Here is a 16152-nt window from a genome sequence, read left to right on the forward strand (position 1 = left end):
CGGCCCTGTCACACCGGTGTCCTAGCCTTCGGGGCATGACGGCGGAACCGGTGGTCGACAAGCAGCATTCTCCGGCGGTGCTACCCGCCACGATCCGGGCGTCGCTGTCGCCGTCGCGGGCGGCCGACTTCAAGACCTGCCCGCTGCTCTACCGGTTCCGCAGCATCGACCGGCTGCCCGAACGCACCAGCGTCGAGCAGGCCCGGGGCACCCTGGTGCACGCGGTGCTGGAGCGGTTGTTCGACCTGCCGGCGGGCGGGCGCACCCCGGACGCCGCCGGTGATCTCGTCGGGCCGCAGTGGGACCGGCTGGTCACCGAGCAGCCCGAGCTGGCCGCCCTGTTCGATCCGGGCGACGAGGCGGGCACCGCCGAGTTCCTCCGGTCGGCGGCGGCGCTGCTGGAGGGCTACTTCGCGGTGGAGGACCCGCGCCGGCTGGAGCCCGCCGAACGGGAGAGCCTGATCTCCGCGGTGGTCGACGACGAGTTGCTCATCCGGGGCTACCTCGACCGGCTCGACGTGGCCCCGGACGGGGCGCTGCGGGTGGTCGACTACAAGACCGGCGGGGCGCCGAGGGAGGCGTTCGAGGCGCGGGCGTTGTTCCAGCTGAAGTTCTACGCGCTGGTGTTGTGGCGCACCCGGGGCGTGGTGCCCCGGGTGCTGCGCCTGCTCTATCTCAAGGATGCCGAGATCTGCGACTACTCCCCCGACGCCGAGGAGTTGCTGCGCTTCGAGCGCACCGTGGTGGCGCTCTGGCAGGCCATCGAGCAGGCCACCGAGCGGCAGGACTTCCGCCCCCGGCCGAGTCGGCTCTGCGACTGGTGCAACCACCAGGCGCACTGCCCGACGTTCGGCGGCACCCCGCCGCCGTTTCCCGAGCGGGCCGCCGCAGCCGACCCGTTGCGCGACGCCCGGTCCCGACCGGCCACCCCCGGCGCCGACGAGTAGCGGCGGCGGATCCGCCCGGTGGGCGGAGACGTGCTCATCCGCGAGGATGAGGCGAGGTTCACCGTCGGCGACGACCGGGCGGCCCGGTGGGCGGCTAGCGTCGCGGTATGACCGAGGGAGCCGAACGGTGGTGGGTGCGCCGGCCGTTGGCCGGTGACGCCCTCTTCGCCGTCGCCCTGGTGGTGTTGGAGGTCGCCTTCGTCCTGCTCACCCCGCGCGAGTTCTGGCCCCGGCAGTTGCCGTCCGCGCTGGGCTGGAGCGTGCTGTGCGCGGCGCCGGTGGTGTTGCGCCGGGTCGCCCCGTGGCCTGCGGTGGGGGCCGCACTGGCCACCCTGGCGGTGCCGGCGCTGCTCGGGCACGCCCCGACCACCCAGAGCCTGACGTTCCTGGTGCTGACTTACACGATGGCGGTCGGCTGGCAGGTGCTGCCGGCGGTCGCCGCCACGACGCTTCTCTGGGTGCCGGTGGCGGTGCTCAACGTGCTCACCCCGGTGGACACCGGGCTCGACGTCGGCCCGGCGTACCTGGTGCTCAACAACCTGCTGACCGCGCTGCTCGCCTACGCGGTGGGTCGGGCGGTGCGGGCCCGGCGCACCTCGCTGCGGGCGCTGCGGGAGCGGGCCCGGGTGGCCGAGGAGAACCAGCGGTCGCTGGCCGAGCAGGCGGTGGCCGACGAACGGCGGCGGATCGCCCGGGAACTGCACGACGTGGTCGCCCACCACGTCAGCGTGATGGGGGTGCTGGCCACCGGGGCACGGCGGGTGCTGCACCGGGACCTGGCCGCCGCCGACGAGGCGGTCGCCACGATCGAGGACACCAGCCGGGTCACGCTGCGGGAGCTGCGGCGGCTGCTCGACGTGCTGCGTACCGACGCGGAGCCGGCCGCCGACCTCACCCCGCAGCCCGGTCTGGCCGGCATCGCCGCGCTGGTGGAGCAGGTACGCGAGGCGGGGCTGCCGGTCACCCTGGAGGTCGCGGAGCCGGGGCCGGCGGTCGATGAGGGGGTGTCGCTGACCGTCTACCGGATCGTGCAGGAGGCGCTGACCAACGCGCTCAAGCACGCCGGGCGGGCCACCGCGACGGTCCGGTTGGGGGTCGAGGACGGTGGCCTGACCGTGGAGATCACCGACACGGGACGGGGTCCCGAACCGGGGCCCAACCGGATCGGGCACGGATTGGTCGGCATGCGGGAACGGGTCGGCCTCTACGGTGGAACCCTGCGGATCGGGCCACGACCCGGCGGCGGCTTCCGGGTGTACGCGAGAATTCCGGTGGAACCGGTCGGGACGGTCCCGGCATGACTGTGGAACGGGGACGGCAGATGGGCGAGACGCACGGCGGCGCCCCTCCCTTGGCGCAGGACGAGGGGCGGGCCTCCCCGCGCACATCGGGGCGGCCGGTGCGGATCCTGCTCGCCGACGACCAGCCGTTGCTGCGTACCGGGTTCCGGATGGTGCTGGGCACCGAGGACGACCTGGACATCGTGGCCGAGGCCGGGGACGGTCAGGAGGCGGTGGAGCTGTCCCGTCGGCTGCTGCCCGACGTGGTGCTGATGGACATCCGGATGCCCCGGATGGACGGGGTGGCCGCGACCCGGGCGATCGTCGACGCCCGGCTGCCGGTGCGGGTGCTCATCCTCACCACCTTCGACCTCGACGAGTACGTGGTGGGGGCGCTGCGGGCCGGGGCGAGCGGCTTCCTGGCCAAGGACGTGCCGGCCGAGGACCTGGTCACCGCCATCCGCACGGTGGCCGCCGGGGAGGCGGTGGTGGCGCCACGCATCCTGCGGCGGCTGCTGGACCGGTTCGCCACCGTGCTGCCGGACCCGACGGCGAGCCCGCCGAAGGCGCTGGGCACGTTGACCGAACGGGAGCGCGAGGTGCTCGTCCAGGTGGCGCGGGGGTTGTCCAACGCGGAGATCGCCGCCGCGCTGTCGGTAAGCGAGACGACCATCAAGACCCACGTCGGGCACGTGCTGACCAAGCTGCGGCTGCGCGACCGGGTGCAGGCGGTGGTGCTGGCGTACGAGTCGGGGTTGGTCCGCCCCAAGGCGTAGCCGACCGGTGGCGGGTCCGCCCCGAGGTGTACCCACAGTGAGGCCGGTGGGCCGATGGCAGCGTTGTCGTGCTCACCTACCGTGACGGAGGACGGCGCGGCGCGGTTGACCGTGACGTGACGTCAGGCTCTAGCGTCGACGCCGACACCCCAGCGCACTGCGGGGTGTGGCGCGATCGGCGGCCGGCTCGGGGAGAACCCTGAGACGATCTCCGGGCCGACCCGCAGCGGGAAATCCGCGCCGGGTCAACCCACGGTCGGACGGATCCGCGCCGGACGGCACCGAGGATGGGAGCTACCCCACCGACCAGCGGGGGCGGTGGGGCATACACAGCCAGACGGAAGAGGTAGATGACGTGACCGTGACGGTAGGCCGGCAATCACCGGCCGCGGCCCGGGCGAACGACGTGTGGAAGGTGTACGGCACCGGCGAGGCGCAGGTCGCCGCGTTACGCGGGGTCAGCGCCGAGTTCGAGCGGGGCAGATTCACCGCGATCATGGGCCCGTCGGGCTCGGGCAAGTCGACGTTGATGCACTGTCTGGCCGGGTTGGACTCGGTGAGCAGGGGCACCGTGCAGATCGGCGAGACCACCGTGACCGGGCTGGGTGACTCGGGTCTGACGAAGCTGCGCCGCGACAAGGTGGGCTTCATCTTCCAGCAGTTCAACCTGCTGCCCACGCTCACCGCCCAGGAGAACATCCTGCTGCCGATGTCGATCGCCGGTCGCAAACCCGACCCGGCCTGGTACGACACGGTGATCGACACGGTGGGTCTGCGGGACCGGCTGGGGCACCGGCCGTCGCAGCTCTCCGGTGGTCAGCAGCAGCGGGTCGCCTGCGCGCGGGCGCTTGTCGCCCGCCCCGAGGTGATCTTCGCCGACGAGCCGACCGGTAACCTGGACTCCCGCTCCGGCGCGGAGGTGCTCAACTTCCTGCGCAACTCGGTACGCGAGCACGGGCAGACGATCGTGATGGTCACCCACGACCCGACCGCCGCCGCGTACGCCGACCGGGTGGTCTTCCTCGCCGACGGGCAGATCGTCTCGGAGCTGATCGAGCCGACCGCCGACACGGTGCTGGACACCATGAAGAAGCTGGACACCCCGGTCGAGGTGGCCGGCTGATGTTGCGGGCCACCCTCAAGAGTCTGCTGGCGCGCAAGGTGCGCCTGCTGTTGTCCGGCCTGGCCGTGGTGCTGGGCGTCATGTTCGTCTCGGGGGCGTTCGTGCTCACCGACACCCTGGGCCGCTCGTTCGACGCGGTCTTCGCCGACGCGTACGAGGGCATCGACGTCAACGTCGCCGGCAAGCCCAAGGTGGCGCTCGGCGAGATGCAGGGTGAGCAGGTGCCGGCGACGGTGCCGGCGGCCACTGTGCAACGGGTCCGCGAGGTCGCCGGGGTGGCCGAGGCCACCGGGGTGGTCACCACCGACGGGGCCCAGCTGATCGGCAGCAACGGCAAGGTGGTCACCTCGTTCGGGCCTCCGCAGCTCGGGGCGAACTGGCGGGGCGAGAGCGACCTGGTGAAGCTGCGGGAGGGGCGGGAGCCCCGGGCGGACGACGAGATCGTCGTGAACGCGGCGCTGGCGCAGGCGGGCAAGGTGAAGGTGGGCGACCGGGTCGGGGTGCTGACCCCGCTGTCGCCGAAGGAGACCTTCACCCTGGTCGGGGTCTTCGGTTACAGCGGTGACCGGGACTCGATCGGCGGGGTCAACGAGGTCGCCTTCACCACGCCGGTGGCCCAGCGGTTGCTGCTCGGCGCGCGGGACGTCTTCACCAACGTCACGGTCCGGGCCGCCGACGGGGTCGACGACACCGCGTTGCGCGACGACCTGGCCCGGACGCTGGGCGGCGACGTCGAGGTCAAGACCGGCGCACAGCTGTCGGCGGACGCCTCGGCGAGCCTGAAGGAGGGCCTGTCCTTCTTCAACAAGATCCTGCTCGGGTTCGCCGCCGTCGCGCTGCTGGTGGGCACCTTCCTCATCCTCAACACCTTCTCGATCATCGTGGCCCAGCGGACCCGGGAACTGGCCCTGATGCGGGCGATCGGGGCCAGCGGCAGGCAGATCATCGGCTCGGTGGTGCTGGAGGCGGTGGCGATCGGCCTGATCGCCTCGGTGCTGGGGCTGGGCGCCGGCATCGGCATCGGCGCGCTGCTGGCGTACGTCTTCGGCAACCTGGCGGGTGGGCTGACGCTGGCCGGGATCGGGGTGCCGTCCTCGGCGGTGATCGGCTCGTTCGCGGTCGGTCTGGTGATCACGGTGGTGGCGGCGCTGCTGCCGGCGCTGCGGGCGTCGCGCATCCCGCCGATCGCGGCGATGCAGGACGTCGCCAACCCGGACCGGCCCTTGACCAGGGTGACCGTGACCGGCGGCGTGATCACCGGGATCGGTGCGGTGCTGTTGTTCCTCGGGCTCAGCGGCACCGCCGACGACAACACGCTGGCCGTCATCCTGGGTGGGGTGCTGTTCGCCTTCATCGGGGTGGCGTTGCTGACCCCGCTGATCAGCCGACCGGTGGTCTCCCTGCTGGGGGCGGTCTTCGCCTGGTCGGTGCCGGGCAAGCTGGGTCGGCTCAACTCCGGTCGCAACCCGCGCCGCACGGCGATCACCGCCGCGGCGTTGATGGTCGGCATCGCCCTGGTGACCGGGGTGACGGTGATCCTGGACTCGGCGAAGGGCAGCATCGGCGCTCTGGCCCGGGACACCATCAAGGCCGAGCTGGTGATCTCCGGGGCGTCGGGTGGTTCCCGCCCGGCCAGCTTCGACCCGGCGGTGTTGGCGAAGGCGGCGGCGCTGCCCGGTGTCCAGCTCGCCGACGGCGAGTACGGCGACATGGGAATGGTCGACGGGAAGGTCACCTGGCTGGCCGCGTCCAGCGACGTGAGCGCGTTGCAGCGGATCTTCGGGGCGAAGGCCACCGCCGGTGACATCAGCCGGCTCGGCCCGGACCAGATGCTGTTCAGCTCGGACACCGCCGAGTCCCGCAACATCTCGGTCGGGTCGAAGGTGACCGTGCAGGCCTCCCGGGGCGAGCCACGCACCTACACGGTCAGCGGCATCTACCAGAGTTCCGAGCTGACCAGCCCGGTGCAGTTGCCGCCGCAGGCGGTGCAGGACTTCGCCATCCCGAAGCCCAACCAGGGGTTCGTCCAACTGGCACCCGGAACGCCGGTGGCGGGCGTACAGGCGCAGCTGGAGGCCCTGCTCGCCGACAGCCCGGAGGTGTCGGTGGCCGACCGGGAAGCGTTCATCGCGCAGCAGACCGGCCAGTTGGACAGCCTGCTCACGATGATCCAGATCCTGCTGGCGCTGGCCATCGTGATCGCGGTGCTCGGCATCGTCAACACGCTGGCCCTGTCGGTGCTGGAGCGGACCCGCGAGCTGGGCCTGCTGCGGGCGATCGGGCTGCGCCGGGCCCAGACCATGCGGATGATCACCGTGGAGGCGGTGGTGATCTCCGTCTTCGGGGCGCTGCTCGGGATCGTGGTCGGCGTCGGCCTCGGCGCGGCGGTGGTCCGGGCGCTCAAGGACGACGGCATCACCGACCTGATCCTGCCCTGGGGTCAGATGGGGCTGTTCCTGTTGCTGGCGGCCGTCATCGGCGTGGTGGCGGCGGTGCTCCCGGCGATCCGGGCGGCCCGGATCAACGTGCTGGGCGCGATCGCGCACGACTGATCCCACTCACCGCGAAGGGGGTTCCGCCGGTCGGCGGAACCCCCTTCGTCATAGCCGCGCATGCCGGCCGACACCGCAGGTGGGGCCAGCTCAGGCCGGTGGCTCGCCGAGCAGCGCCGCCAGCAGCTCCAGGTCCGCCGCGGTCAGGCTCTCCAACTGGTGTACGCCGTCGGTCGGCGGCACCGGCACCTCCGCCGGTACGGCAAGCACCGCCGCACCGGCGGCGAGCGCGCTGGCCACCCCGGTCGGCGAGTCCTCGATCGCCACGCACCGACCGATCGGGACACCCAACAACCGGGCGGCCGTCAGGTACGGCTCCGGGTGCGGCTTGGCCGAGTCCACCTCGTCGCCGCAGACCACCGCGTCGAAGCTGTCCCGCCCGAGGGTGTCCAGGGCCACCTCGACCAGCGACCGGCCGCTGGAGGTGACGAGCGCGGTGGGGATGCCGGCCGCGCGGACCGCCCGCAGCAGGGTCAGCGCGCCCGGCCGCCAGCGCAGCCCGGTGCGGAACAGCTCCAGGATCCGCGCCTGGATCCACTCGGCGCTGGCCTGCGGATCCCGCTCGGGTTGACCGAGGTCGTCGTGGAGGATGCGCATCGACGCGGCCATCGCGGTGCCGATCATCGCGCGCCGCGCCGGGCCGGTCAGGGTGCCGCCGTACTCGGCGGCCAACTCGTACAGGGCGATGTCCCAGAGCTTCTCGCTGTCGACCAGGGTGCCGTCCATGTCGAAGAGCACGGCGGCGGGGTGTGGGCTGCTCAGCGGGTCCTCCTGGCGGTCGGGTGGTGGTCTCCGGGCGATCCTGCCAGCCCGGCCGGGACCGCCCGCCGCCACGCCGCCCGGACGTGACCTGCTCCTCAACCGAGGTTGCAGGCGTCCAGGGACTTCTCGTAGCCGCGGAAGAACCAGTCGGTGCGCTGCTCGGCGGTGCCGTGCGACCCCTCGGCGAACCACGGCTGGTCGGGGTCGTCGCCGACGGCGAGCAGCCCTTCGCGGAACTCGTCCAGGTCACCGGCGTCGAGTTTCAGGGTGCCGTCGCGGACCGAGTCACCGAGGTACGCCCCGGCCATGCAGTCGGCCTGCAACTCCTGCTGGATGGTGAAGTCGGCGCGGATGCCGAGCCGGACCTGGATGCCGTGGGCGTACTCGTGACCCAGCAGGTAGAACACGAACGCGTCACCGACCTGCCGGAACGCCGCCACCGACCAGTTGACGTCGTAGGCGATGAAGTCGCCCTGGGAGCAGTAGACCGCGTTGTTGCGGGGAAGCGCCTGCCCGGCGCAGGAGACCTCGCCCTCCCGCTGGTAGGGAACGATCCGCCGGATCGGCCGGAACTGCTGACCGGTGGCCCGGAACTGGGCGGTCCAGTACCGCTCGGCGATGGTGACGGCGTCGTCGATGTCGCTCTTGAACTCGGCCACGCTCGTGGTGCCGTCGGCGCGGGTGGTCTGCGCCTCGGGCGAGGCCGCCGGGCGGGACGACCGCTGCGGGGCCGGTTCCCGGGGCTGCTGCGGGCTACTCTCCCCCACCCCGCCGGCGGCGCAGCCGACCGCCACCACAAGCGCCGTCAGCGCGGCGACGAGTGGTCCGTGCGAGCGGCGTCGCGAGCCTGCCGTCACCGTGTGCCTCCCAGGCGTCCCGGTCCTGTGGTCGGTGCTACCCCGACCGTGGAACGATCATGCCCGGCCGGCGTCCCGTTGACCATGGGCGACCCGGATCGACCCGGCCCGACCGGTCAGGAATGCCGCTGGTTCCGGTGGACCGTCTCGCTCTGGGCGTGGTGCCGCTCCATCTCGTACCGGTGCTTTCTGGCCTGGGCGTCCTGCCCGGCCGCCCGGTCCTCGGCCCCGGCGGCGCGGGCCCGGTCGCGCCAGGCCACCCAACCGACGGTGCCCACCGTCGCCAGTGCCGCCACCCCGAGCACCACCCACATCGTCGTCATGGGACCACGATAGGTAATCGCCGCCAACCACGGCGTCCCCCGCATCGTCGGCGGTTAGCCTCGGGTCCGGTGTCCGGGTCGGCCCGGCGGCTCCGACGTCTCGGATGTCCGGCCGCGCGGCGGCCGGCCGAGAGGAGAACCCATGAAATACATGATCATGTTGTACGGCACGCAGCGCTTCTACGACGCGATGGCCGGTCGCCCCGGTGCCCAGCCGCCGATGTCGCCGGAGCAGGTCGCCGCGATGCACGCCCACATGGCGGCGGTGCACGAGGAGCTGGCCGAGTCCGGCGAGCTGGTCGACGGGCAGGGGTTGACCGCCCCGGTGCACGCCCGGCGGGTGCGGCTGCGGCAGGGCACGCCGGTGGTCACCGACGGCCCCTACCCGGAGACGCAGGAGGTGCTTGCCGGTTTCACCGTCGTCGACTGCGCCAGCTTCGACCGGGCCACCGAGATCGCCGCCCGCTTCGTCGACCCGGACGCCGAGGGCGGATACGTGGACGTGCGGCCGGTCGCCGACGGCATCGACGACCTGGACGGCTGACCGGTCATCATGGGCCCACCCGCCGTCGAGGACCTGCTGCGCGTGCTCGCGCCGCAGGTCCTCGGCGCGCTCGTCCGCCGGTACGGTCACTTCGACACCGCAGAGGACGCCGTCCAGGAGGCGCTGCTGGCCGCCGCGACGCGCTGGCCGGTCGACGGCCTGCCCGACAACCCCCGGGGCTGGTTGATCACCGTGGCCGCCCGCCGGCTGACCGACCTGCTCCGCAGCGAGCAGGCCCGCCGCCGACGGGAGGACGACGCTGGCCGGGCGGTGCCGGCCGGGCGGTGGCTCGTCCCGGCGGCCGACCATCGGGATCCGGGCGACGACAGTCTGGTGCTGCTGTTCCTGTGCTGTCATCCGGCGCTGCCGCCGGCCGCCCAGATCGTCGGCGGGCTGAGCACCGGCGAGGTGGCACGGGCGTTCCTGCTGCCCGAGGGCACCATGGCCCGGCGGATCACCCGCGCCAGACAGCGCATCCGGGACAGCGGGCTGCCGTTCGCCCTACCCGACGCCGCCGCGCGTCAGGCCCGGCTCGACGCGGTCCGGCAGGTGCTCTACCTGATCTTCAACGAGGGGTACGCCAGCACCGCCGGCCCGCGCCTGCGCCGGGTGGAGCTGTCCACCGAGGCGATCCGGCTGACCCGGATGCTGCACCGGCTGCTCCCGGACGACCCCGAGGTGACCGGGCTGCTGGCGTTGATGCTGCTCACCGACGCCCGGGGCCCGGCCCGGGTCGGCCCGGGCGGCGAACTGGTGCCGATGGCCGAGCAGGACCGCGGTCGGTGGCGGGCCGACCAGATCGCCGAGGGGGTGGCCCTGATCAGCACGGTGCTGCCGCGCGGGGACGTCGGGCCGTACCAGCTCCAGGCGGCGATCGCGGCGGTGCACGACGAGGCGGCGAGCACCGAGGAGACCGACTGGGCGCAGATCGAGGCCCTGTACGCGGTGCTGATGCGGATCTCAGCCAGCCCGGTGGTGGCCCTCAACCACGCGGTGGCGGTGGCGATGGCCCGGGGCCCCGCCGCCGGGCTGCACCTGCTCGACGCGCTGGCCGCCGATGCCCGGATCGGCGACGACCCGAGGTGGTACGCCGCCCGCGCACACCTGTTGGAACGCTCCGGCGAACTCACCGAGGCCCGAAAGGCGTACGCCCACGCGGCCCGACTGTCGACGAACCTCCCCCGCCAGCGTTACCTGTACGGCCGGGCGGCCCGGTTGTCCGACGCCGGCTGACCGCGCGACGGCGGGGCAGCGGCCCCTGCGGTACGACAGCGGTTCCACAGTCGAGCGCGCCCCTGAGACGAACCGGTGGACGAGGTCGGGGACTCACCTGATGCCCGCGAACCGGCCCCGTCCATAGTCTTCGCCGGTGCGATCCCTCATTCGAGACAGAGTCCTCCTTGGCGCGATCAGCGGTGTGCTGCTGCTGGTGCTGCCGACCGCGCCGCCGGCCGCCGCCGCGCCCGGCACCACCCGCCCCGACACCGGTGGCGTCCTGCAACAGCTCCTCGACGCCGAGCGGGCCGCCGGTATGCCGGGGGTCTTTGCCGAGGTACGCACCGGCCGGCGGACCTGGCAGGGCGCCGCCGGGGTGGCGGACGTCGACACCGGCCGCCCGGTCCGGCCCGGGTTCCAGCACCGGGTCGGCAGCCTCACCAAGACCTTCGTCGCCACCGCGCTGCTGCAACTGGAGGCGGAACACCGGGTACGGCTCGACGCGCCGATCGCCGGTTATCTGCCGGACCTGATCCCCGGCGAGACCGGCCGGCAGATCACGGTCCGGATGCTGCTCAACCACACCAGCGGCCTCGGTGACTACCCGGAGGCCATCCTGCGGACCGTGGACGACTTCGAGGCGCTGCGGCACCGCACGTTCACCCCGCCGGAGTTGGTGAGGATCGGGCTGTCCCTGCCGGCGACCCACGCACCGGGGGCGGCGTACTCCTACTCCAACACCAACTACATCGTCCTGGGCATGCTGCTGGAACAGCTCACCGGTGAAACGGTCGCGGCCGAGGTGGGCCGGCGCATCCTGCGTCCCCTCGGGTTGCGCGACACCTACTTCCCCGGCCTCCGGACCCACATCCGTGGCCCGCACTCCCTGGCGTACGTGCCGCTGACGGACGGGACGCTCGGCGACTTCAGCGTCTACAACATGTCCTGGGGCTGGGCGGCCGGGGAGATCGTGTCGACTCCGCACGACGTCAACCGGTTCTACCGGGCCCTCCTGGCGGGTCGGCTGCTGCCACCGGCGCAGCTCGCCGCGATGCAGACGGTGGTGGCCAACCCGGCGGACCCGAGCGCCGGTTACGGGCTGGGGCTGTCCTGGGCGCAGCTGCCCTGCGGGCCGGTCTGGGGGCACACCGGCGGCGTGATCGGGCACAGCGCGTACACGTTCCACCGCGCCGACGGCAGCCGCCAGGTCACCCTCGCCGAGAACCTGATCCGCTACGCCGCACCGGGTCAGGCCAGCCCGATCAACCGGGCCCGGTCCCAGTTCCTGGTCGCCGCGTTGTGCGGTACGCAGGGGGCCGCGCCGCGTCAGGCCGTCGACGCCTTCGCCGCACCGATCGGCTGAGCACGGATCCCTCACGACCGTCGTCGGGCGGTGCCGGCGGGTGGGTTGCCGGACCGGCCCGCAGACGTTCGCCGATCGGCTGGCCTGCCGCCGTTCGTGGCGGACGCACCCGCCGTCATCCGCCGTTGAGGTCCCCGATCAGGAACTCCACGAGCGGCTGGACGTGGCGGTCCGGCCGCCGCCACTCGGCCAGCAGGTCCTCCCGCAGGTGCTGCTCGGCGAGCAGTTCCCCGTGCCGGTACCGCCGGATGACCGGGTGGAGCAGGGCGCTCTCCCCCGTCGGGGGCCGGTCGACGGCGGAGCTCTCATCGTGGTGGCCCCGACGCAGGGCGAGGGTGTAGCAGTGGGCGGCGTCGGCGAACCGCGCGACGGCGTAGTCCTCCGGCAGGTCCTCGTGGTGCCGGAAGTCCCCGGTGGCGTCGTCGCGGACGAGGACGTCACAGAGGTACCCGGCCTGGTTCCACAGCGCCGAACTCCAGTTGACCCGGTCGAGCATCACCTTCGCCAGCGCCGCCGGCTCACCCGGGGTCGTCGTGCCGGGCATCGGTACGTCGTCGTAGCGTTCCCGCACCATCCGGGTGAAGGTCCGCAGGTTGTACCGGAAGCCCGCGATGAAGGGCGACGAGGCGTGCCGCACGTCCCGCGCCTGCGCGACGGTGCCGGCGAAGTAGAGGTCGTCGACGTTTCGCGACTGCCAGTCGGGGCGCAGTGCGGGCAGCCGGCCGTCGCGCACCAGCTGCGGGCTACAGGAGGCGTCGAACACCGTGGTGTCCATCCGGAACCCGGTGCACCGCAGCACCTCGTGGTATTCCAGCTCGGCGGTCTCGCCGTGGGGATGGGTGACCCAGACCCGCAATCCCCCGTCGACCGGCCGGATCCCGTCGATGGTGCAGTCGAGCACCGCGCTGGACGGGTAGCTGTCCCCGATCGCGCCGTACTGGCCCCGGACGTCACCGGGGTGACCGGTGTCCCGGGCCCACCGCACCGGCTGCCGGCTGGCCAGGTGCACCAGCGACGCCTTGCCGAGCAGGGCCGAGGCGGTCTCGAAGGCCGAGTTGCCCTTACCGATGATCAGGACCCGCCGGCCGGCGTACCGATCGGGATCGAGGTCCATCTCCTCGTACCCGGTGGCGTGCTCGATGCCCGTGATCTCCGGCACGAACGGCCTGCCCCAGCCGGTGGCCACGACGAGGCAGCGCGCCCGTACGCCACCCCGGTCGGTGCGGACGCGGAACCCGTCGTCCTCGCGGCTGATCTGCTCGACTGTGGTGCCGTAGCGGACCCGGAGCTGGTGGACCCGTTGGAACTCGGCGAGGTAGCGCACCAGGTCGTCGGCGGACGGCAGGTACTCCTCGCTGAAGTTCGCAAACAGCAGCTCCGCCGAGTCGTTGAGCAACGAGTTCCCGTCCCCCCGCAGCCGGATCTCCGGGTCGGTGCTGTCGGTGTGCACCGTGTTGGGCGAGATCAGCCGACGGTGGCGGGGGAACCGCCGGAAGAACCCGCCCGGCTCGGCACTGCGTTCGAGCGTCAGGTAGTCGGCGCCCTGCTGCTGGAGGTGGTAACTCAGCTGCAGGCCGGCGGGGCCGGCTCCGACGATGACGTACGTGTGCGCGGTGTCGACCATCGGGGAGCCCTTCGACGCGAGAGACGGTTCCCCAGACGATGGTTCGGACCATGAGACGTGTCAATGGCCGGACACGCCCGGTCACTGGTCATTCGTCACGCTGTCGGCGCGACCGGTCGGCCCGGGCGACCACGACGGCGGTGGCGAGACCGAGCGCCGCCGCGCCGAGTTGCAGCAGGCCGTCGAGCAGGTCGACGAGATCGGCGAGAGGGATGGTGTCCACGGTGGCCTCCGGGGGAGTCTGTCCCCGCCGTCCGCGCGGTGCGGAGGCGCCCCCCGGAGCCGGCGGCGACAGCCACGGGCACCGTCACGATTATGGCACCGCGCGTCGCACGCCGGTACCCCTGCACCCACAGGACGCCCGGGTCGGTCAGCCCGTTGACCGACGTCCCGGCCGGCTGGGGTCGCGGTGCGGATCAGGCACGTCGTCAACCGACGATCTGCGCCAGCGTGGATTTCGGTCGCTGCCCGCATTCGTAGTCCGCGTTCTGCAGGATGAACGCGTCACCCGCCCGGTCCGCCTTTCCCGCCTCCAGGTAGAGCCTGCGCATGGTCTCCTTGCGGGTAGCGTCGTCCTTGGCGAGGTATTCGGTGCAGGTGCTGCTCTCGCTCAGGCCCGTGCCGCCCGACGAGTCGCCACCGACGTTGACGTAGATCGCCCGCCCGGCGAAGAACAGCGCGACGACCGCCACCACGGCGATCAGGATGCCACCGAAATTGATCTTGTTGCCCTGGTGGCCGTAGTTGTACCTGTCCCCCTGCTGGGCCTCGCCGGAGAGGATGTTGGTGGGCGAATTCACGGTGTTGCCGAATGACACCTGCGCATTCCCGTCGACGGCCTTCTCGGCAATGCGGGAGACGGTGGCCCGAAACTGGGGGTCGGCCGCCAACTCGTGCGCGAGCGCGGCCCGGAACCGCCGCTGGATCGCGGTGTTGGTGGGATCCTCCTCGAATGCTTCGAGCGCCGGGCGTTCACCGGCCGTGCGCATCCGGGCGGCCACCAGGTCGTACAGTTCCTCGCCAGCCTGCGCCCCCACCCCTTGCAGCGTTCCCTGAGCGAGCGCGGCCAGCAGGCCGATTGCGTCGGATGCGAGCGAACCCGGTTCCACGTTTGTCCTTTGGCGAGAGTGACGAACCGCCAAGGTAGCCGATCAGGTGCGGCGTGCTCACTATCCGAAACCTGACATCGGCTCCAGGAAGGACGACCACCGATCAGGAAGGCGGGACCGCACGTCGCTTGAGCGCGGAAGTGAAGCTGACCCAGGAAGCACCGGCGAAGGCGAGGGTGGGGCCGCTGCGGTCCTTGGAGTCGCGGACGCCCACCCCGCTGTCGCCGAACCGCACCTCGACACAGTTGGCGTTGTCGGAGCTACGGGACGACTTGAACCAGTCACGACGAGAGGTGGTCACATCATCTCCTTGGCGATCCGGCGGATCAGGTCGACCGAGTCGTCCGAGCCTAACGCCAACTCGCGGGTCTCGGCGAAGGTGACCACGTAGTCGGTCACCCGGACGGACTGGTCGATGATGTCGACGGAGGTCAGGTTCTCCTGCCAGACCAGGGCGGGCAGCCGGGGCGACGGGAACGACAGCACCTGGAACGGGCCACCGAAGGCCGGGTGCGCCCCGACGGTGAACGGGAGCACCCGGATCTCGATCTGCCCGGGTCGCTCGGTGGCCAGCCGGACGAGATGGTCGAGCTGGGCACGCATCACCTCCGGGCCGCCGACCTGCTGGCGCAGCGCGCCCTCGCTGAGCACCGCGCTGATCCGCAGCGGGTGCGCGCCGTCGAGCCGGGCCTGCCGGGCCATCCGGACCCCGACCCGCCGGTCCACCTCGGTCAGCCGGATCGTGGTGGTGCCGCCCCGGATCACCGCGCGGGCGTACTCCTCGGTCTGCAACAGGCCGTGGATCGCCTCCGGGTGGAAGCTGCGGATGTGGTCGGCACCGGCCTCGTAGCCGAGGAAACGCAGGAACTCCGCCGGAAAGAGCTGCGAGTACTCGTGCCACCAGCCACGCCGGGCCGCCCCGGCCCGCAACTGCTCCAACTCGGCGGCCTCCTCCGGCTCCAGCTCGTACGCCTCGACGATCTGGGCCAGCCGTCGGGCCGGCAGCTTGACCCGCCCGGCCTCCACACCGGAGACGTACGCCTGGATGATGCCGATCGCGCGACCGGCCGCCGCGGCGGTGAAGCCGACCTCCTCGCGGCGCTGGCGCAGGCGCATGCCCAACTCCCATGCCTGCACCACCGGTGAGGACGCCAACTGCGCCAACCCTTCTCGACCGTCGAACGATGCCGAGGACCCTGCGGACATGACCACTCCTCCCGCCACCAACATTGACGATAAGTATTCAGGCCGACACGCTTGATATCAAGCACTCTCGCGTGCATCCTCGAAAATACGACGACAACACCAGGGAGGAACGGTCATGGAACAGGTGGGTCGCTGGGTGTACCAGCAGGAGCGGGTTCCGCACGCCTTCTCGCTGTGCCGGGTGCTCGACGCCGGCACCTTCGAGCAGTCCTACGACCTGCTCGGCGTCGTCCAGGTCACCGTCGACCGCCGCTATCCGGAGAAGCTGCCCGCCAACCTGCGGCCGTGGGCGCTGGCCACCCTGGCCGCCTGCGGGTACGGCTTCGGCCGCTTCCACGCCGCGTTCGGCACCCTCGACGAGGACGGTGAACCGGACCGGTCCATCAGCGAGGAGTACATCGACTGGTCCGGCACCGGGGTCCTCGCGCCGGCAGCGGAGGCGTAGCGCGACGGGCGACCGGCAGGCCGCCG

17 protein-coding genes are annotated in these 16152 nt (G+C 72.1%); 9 read left to right on the forward strand and 8 right to left on the reverse strand.

The annotated features are described in order from the left end of the window. Positions 1–35 precede the first annotated feature (35 nt). From AC0AIB_RS00120 to AC0AIB_RS00140, 5 genes are all read left to right on the forward strand, one after another. The gene (locus tag AC0AIB_RS00120; RefSeq protein WP_465095767.1) at positions 36–947 is read left to right on the forward strand and encodes a RecB family exonuclease; all 912 of its coding nucleotides are present in this window, start codon (positions 36–38) and stop codon (positions 945–947) included. A 107-nt stretch (positions 948–1054) separates the two neighbouring features. Further along, positions 1055–2248 (forward strand): sensor histidine kinase, encoded by a 1194-nt coding sequence (locus tag AC0AIB_RS00125; RefSeq protein ID WP_465095768.1) that lies wholly within the window; start codon positions 1055–1057, stop codon positions 2246–2248. Positions 2249–2268: 20 nt separating this feature from the next. Beyond that, positions 2269–3003 (forward strand): response regulator, encoded by a 735-nt coding sequence (locus AC0AIB_RS00130; protein ID WP_465095839.1) that lies wholly within the window; start codon positions 2269–2271, stop codon positions 3001–3003. Between the two features lie 355 nt (positions 3004–3358). Next, entirely contained in the window at positions 3359–4126 is a 768-nt protein-coding gene (locus AC0AIB_RS00135) for an ABC transporter ATP-binding protein (RefSeq protein WP_328346523.1), read from the forward strand. Beyond that, entirely contained in the window at positions 4126–6678 is a 2553-nt protein-coding gene (locus AC0AIB_RS00140) for an ABC transporter permease (protein WP_328346521.1), read from the forward strand. Before AC0AIB_RS00135 ends, AC0AIB_RS00140 begins: the two co-directional genes overlap by 1 nt. A 90-nt stretch (positions 6679–6768) precedes the next feature. Here the strand turns inward: AC0AIB_RS00140 and AC0AIB_RS00145 are convergent, their stop codons facing one another. The 3 genes from AC0AIB_RS00145 to AC0AIB_RS00155 all read right to left on the reverse strand — a co-directional run bounded on the left by AC0AIB_RS00145 (position 6769) and on the right by AC0AIB_RS00155 (position 8620). Beyond that, on the reverse strand, positions 6769–7416 hold the full coding sequence (locus AC0AIB_RS00145) for an HAD family hydrolase (RefSeq protein WP_465095769.1): 648 nt from the start codon (positions 7414–7416) through the stop codon (positions 6769–6771). 119 nt (positions 7417–7535) lie between these two features. After that, the gene (locus AC0AIB_RS00150; protein WP_328346517.1) at positions 7536–8297 is read right to left on the reverse strand and encodes a neutral zinc metallopeptidase; all 762 of its coding nucleotides are present in this window, start codon (positions 8295–8297) and stop codon (positions 7536–7538) included. A 116-nt stretch (positions 8298–8413) separates the two neighbouring features. Beyond that, positions 8414–8620: a hypothetical protein gene (locus AC0AIB_RS00155; RefSeq protein WP_328346515.1), complete on the reverse strand. Its 207-nt coding sequence runs from the start codon at positions 8618–8620 to the stop codon at positions 8414–8416. A 142-nt stretch (positions 8621–8762) separates the two neighbouring features. Here AC0AIB_RS00155 and AC0AIB_RS00160 point away from each other — a divergent pair, with 142 nt between their 5' ends. From AC0AIB_RS00160 to AC0AIB_RS00170, 3 genes are all read left to right on the forward strand, one after another. Then, positions 8763–9164, forward strand: coding sequence for a YciI family protein (locus tag AC0AIB_RS00160; RefSeq protein WP_328346513.1), 402 nt, complete (start codon positions 8763–8765; stop codon positions 9162–9164). A gap of 9 nt (positions 9165–9173) precedes the next feature. Further along, on the forward strand, positions 9174–10397 hold the full coding sequence (locus tag AC0AIB_RS00165) for an RNA polymerase sigma factor (RefSeq protein ID WP_465095770.1): 1224 nt from the start codon (positions 9174–9176) through the stop codon (positions 10395–10397). Positions 10398–10533: 136 nt separating this feature from the next. Then, entirely contained in the window at positions 10534–11742 is a 1209-nt protein-coding gene (locus tag AC0AIB_RS00170; RefSeq protein WP_465095771.1) for a serine hydrolase domain-containing protein, read from the forward strand. A 115-nt stretch (positions 11743–11857) separates the two neighbouring features. Here AC0AIB_RS00170 and AC0AIB_RS00175 read toward each other — a convergent pair whose 3' ends face one another. From AC0AIB_RS00175 to AC0AIB_RS00195, 5 genes are all read right to left on the reverse strand, one after another. Beyond that, positions 11858–13366, reverse strand: a complete 1509-nt coding sequence (locus tag AC0AIB_RS00175) for an NAD(P)-binding domain-containing protein (RefSeq protein WP_465095772.1) — start codon at positions 13364–13366, stop codon at positions 11858–11860. 88 nt (positions 13367–13454) lie between these two features. Continuing rightward, positions 13455–13589 (reverse strand): hypothetical protein, encoded by a 135-nt coding sequence (locus AC0AIB_RS00180; protein ID WP_465095773.1) that lies wholly within the window; start codon positions 13587–13589, stop codon positions 13455–13457. Between the two features lie 205 nt (positions 13590–13794). After that, on the reverse strand, positions 13795–14475 hold the full coding sequence (locus AC0AIB_RS00185; protein ID WP_465095774.1) for a hypothetical protein: 681 nt from the start codon (positions 14473–14475) through the stop codon (positions 13795–13797). 103 nt (positions 14476–14578) lie between these two features. Then, positions 14579–14776 (reverse strand): DUF397 domain-containing protein, encoded by a 198-nt coding sequence (locus tag AC0AIB_RS00190; RefSeq protein WP_465095775.1) that lies wholly within the window; start codon positions 14774–14776, stop codon positions 14579–14581. Next, entirely contained in the window at positions 14773–15681 is a 909-nt protein-coding gene (locus AC0AIB_RS00195) for a DUF5753 domain-containing protein (RefSeq protein WP_465095776.1), read from the reverse strand. Before AC0AIB_RS00195 ends, AC0AIB_RS00190 begins: the two co-directional genes overlap by 4 nt. Before the next feature lie 115 nt (positions 15682–15796). On the opposite strand from AC0AIB_RS00195, the gene AC0AIB_RS00200 reads away from it, so the two are divergent. After that, positions 15797–16126, forward strand: coding sequence for a hypothetical protein (locus AC0AIB_RS00200; RefSeq protein ID WP_465095777.1), 330 nt, complete (start codon positions 15797–15799; stop codon positions 16124–16126). Positions 16127–16152: the final 26 nt, after the last annotated feature.

This window comes from Micromonospora sp. DSM 43699, assembly GCF_055517075.1.

Bases quoted from the DNA above. Each gene is read 5' to 3' on its own strand.
- AC0AIB_RS00120 (WP_465095767.1), top strand. From the start codon at position 36: ATGACGGCGGAACCGGTGGTCGACAAGCAGCATTCTCCGGCGGTGCTA.
- AC0AIB_RS00125 (WP_465095768.1), top strand. From the start codon at position 1,055: ATGACCGAGGGAGCCGAACGGTGGTGGGTGCGCCGGCCGTTGGCCGGT.
- AC0AIB_RS00130 (WP_465095839.1), top strand. From the start codon at position 2,269: ATGGGCGAGACGCACGGCGGCGCCCCTCCCTTGGCGCAGGACGAGGGG.
- AC0AIB_RS00140 (WP_328346521.1), top strand. From the start codon at position 4,126: ATGTTGCGGGCCACCCTCAAGAGTCTGCTGGCGCGCAAGGTGCGCCTG.
- AC0AIB_RS00155 (WP_328346515.1), bottom strand. From the start codon at position 8,620: ATGACGACGATGTGGGTGGTGCTCGGGGTGGCGGCACTGGCGACGGTG.
- AC0AIB_RS00160 (WP_328346513.1), top strand. From the start codon at position 8,763: ATGAAATACATGATCATGTTGTACGGCACGCAGCGCTTCTACGACGCG.
- AC0AIB_RS00165 (WP_465095770.1), top strand. From the start codon at position 9,174: ATGGGCCCACCCGCCGTCGAGGACCTGCTGCGCGTGCTCGCGCCGCAG.
- AC0AIB_RS00175 (WP_465095772.1), bottom strand. From the start codon at position 13,366: ATGGTCGACACCGCGCACACGTACGTCATCGTCGGAGCCGGCCCCGCC.
- AC0AIB_RS00195 (WP_465095776.1), bottom strand. From the start codon at position 15,681: ATGTCCGCAGGGTCCTCGGCATCGTTCGACGGTCGAGAAGGGTTGGCG.
- AC0AIB_RS00200 (WP_465095777.1), top strand. From the start codon at position 15,797: ATGGAACAGGTGGGTCGCTGGGTGTACCAGCAGGAGCGGGTTCCGCAC.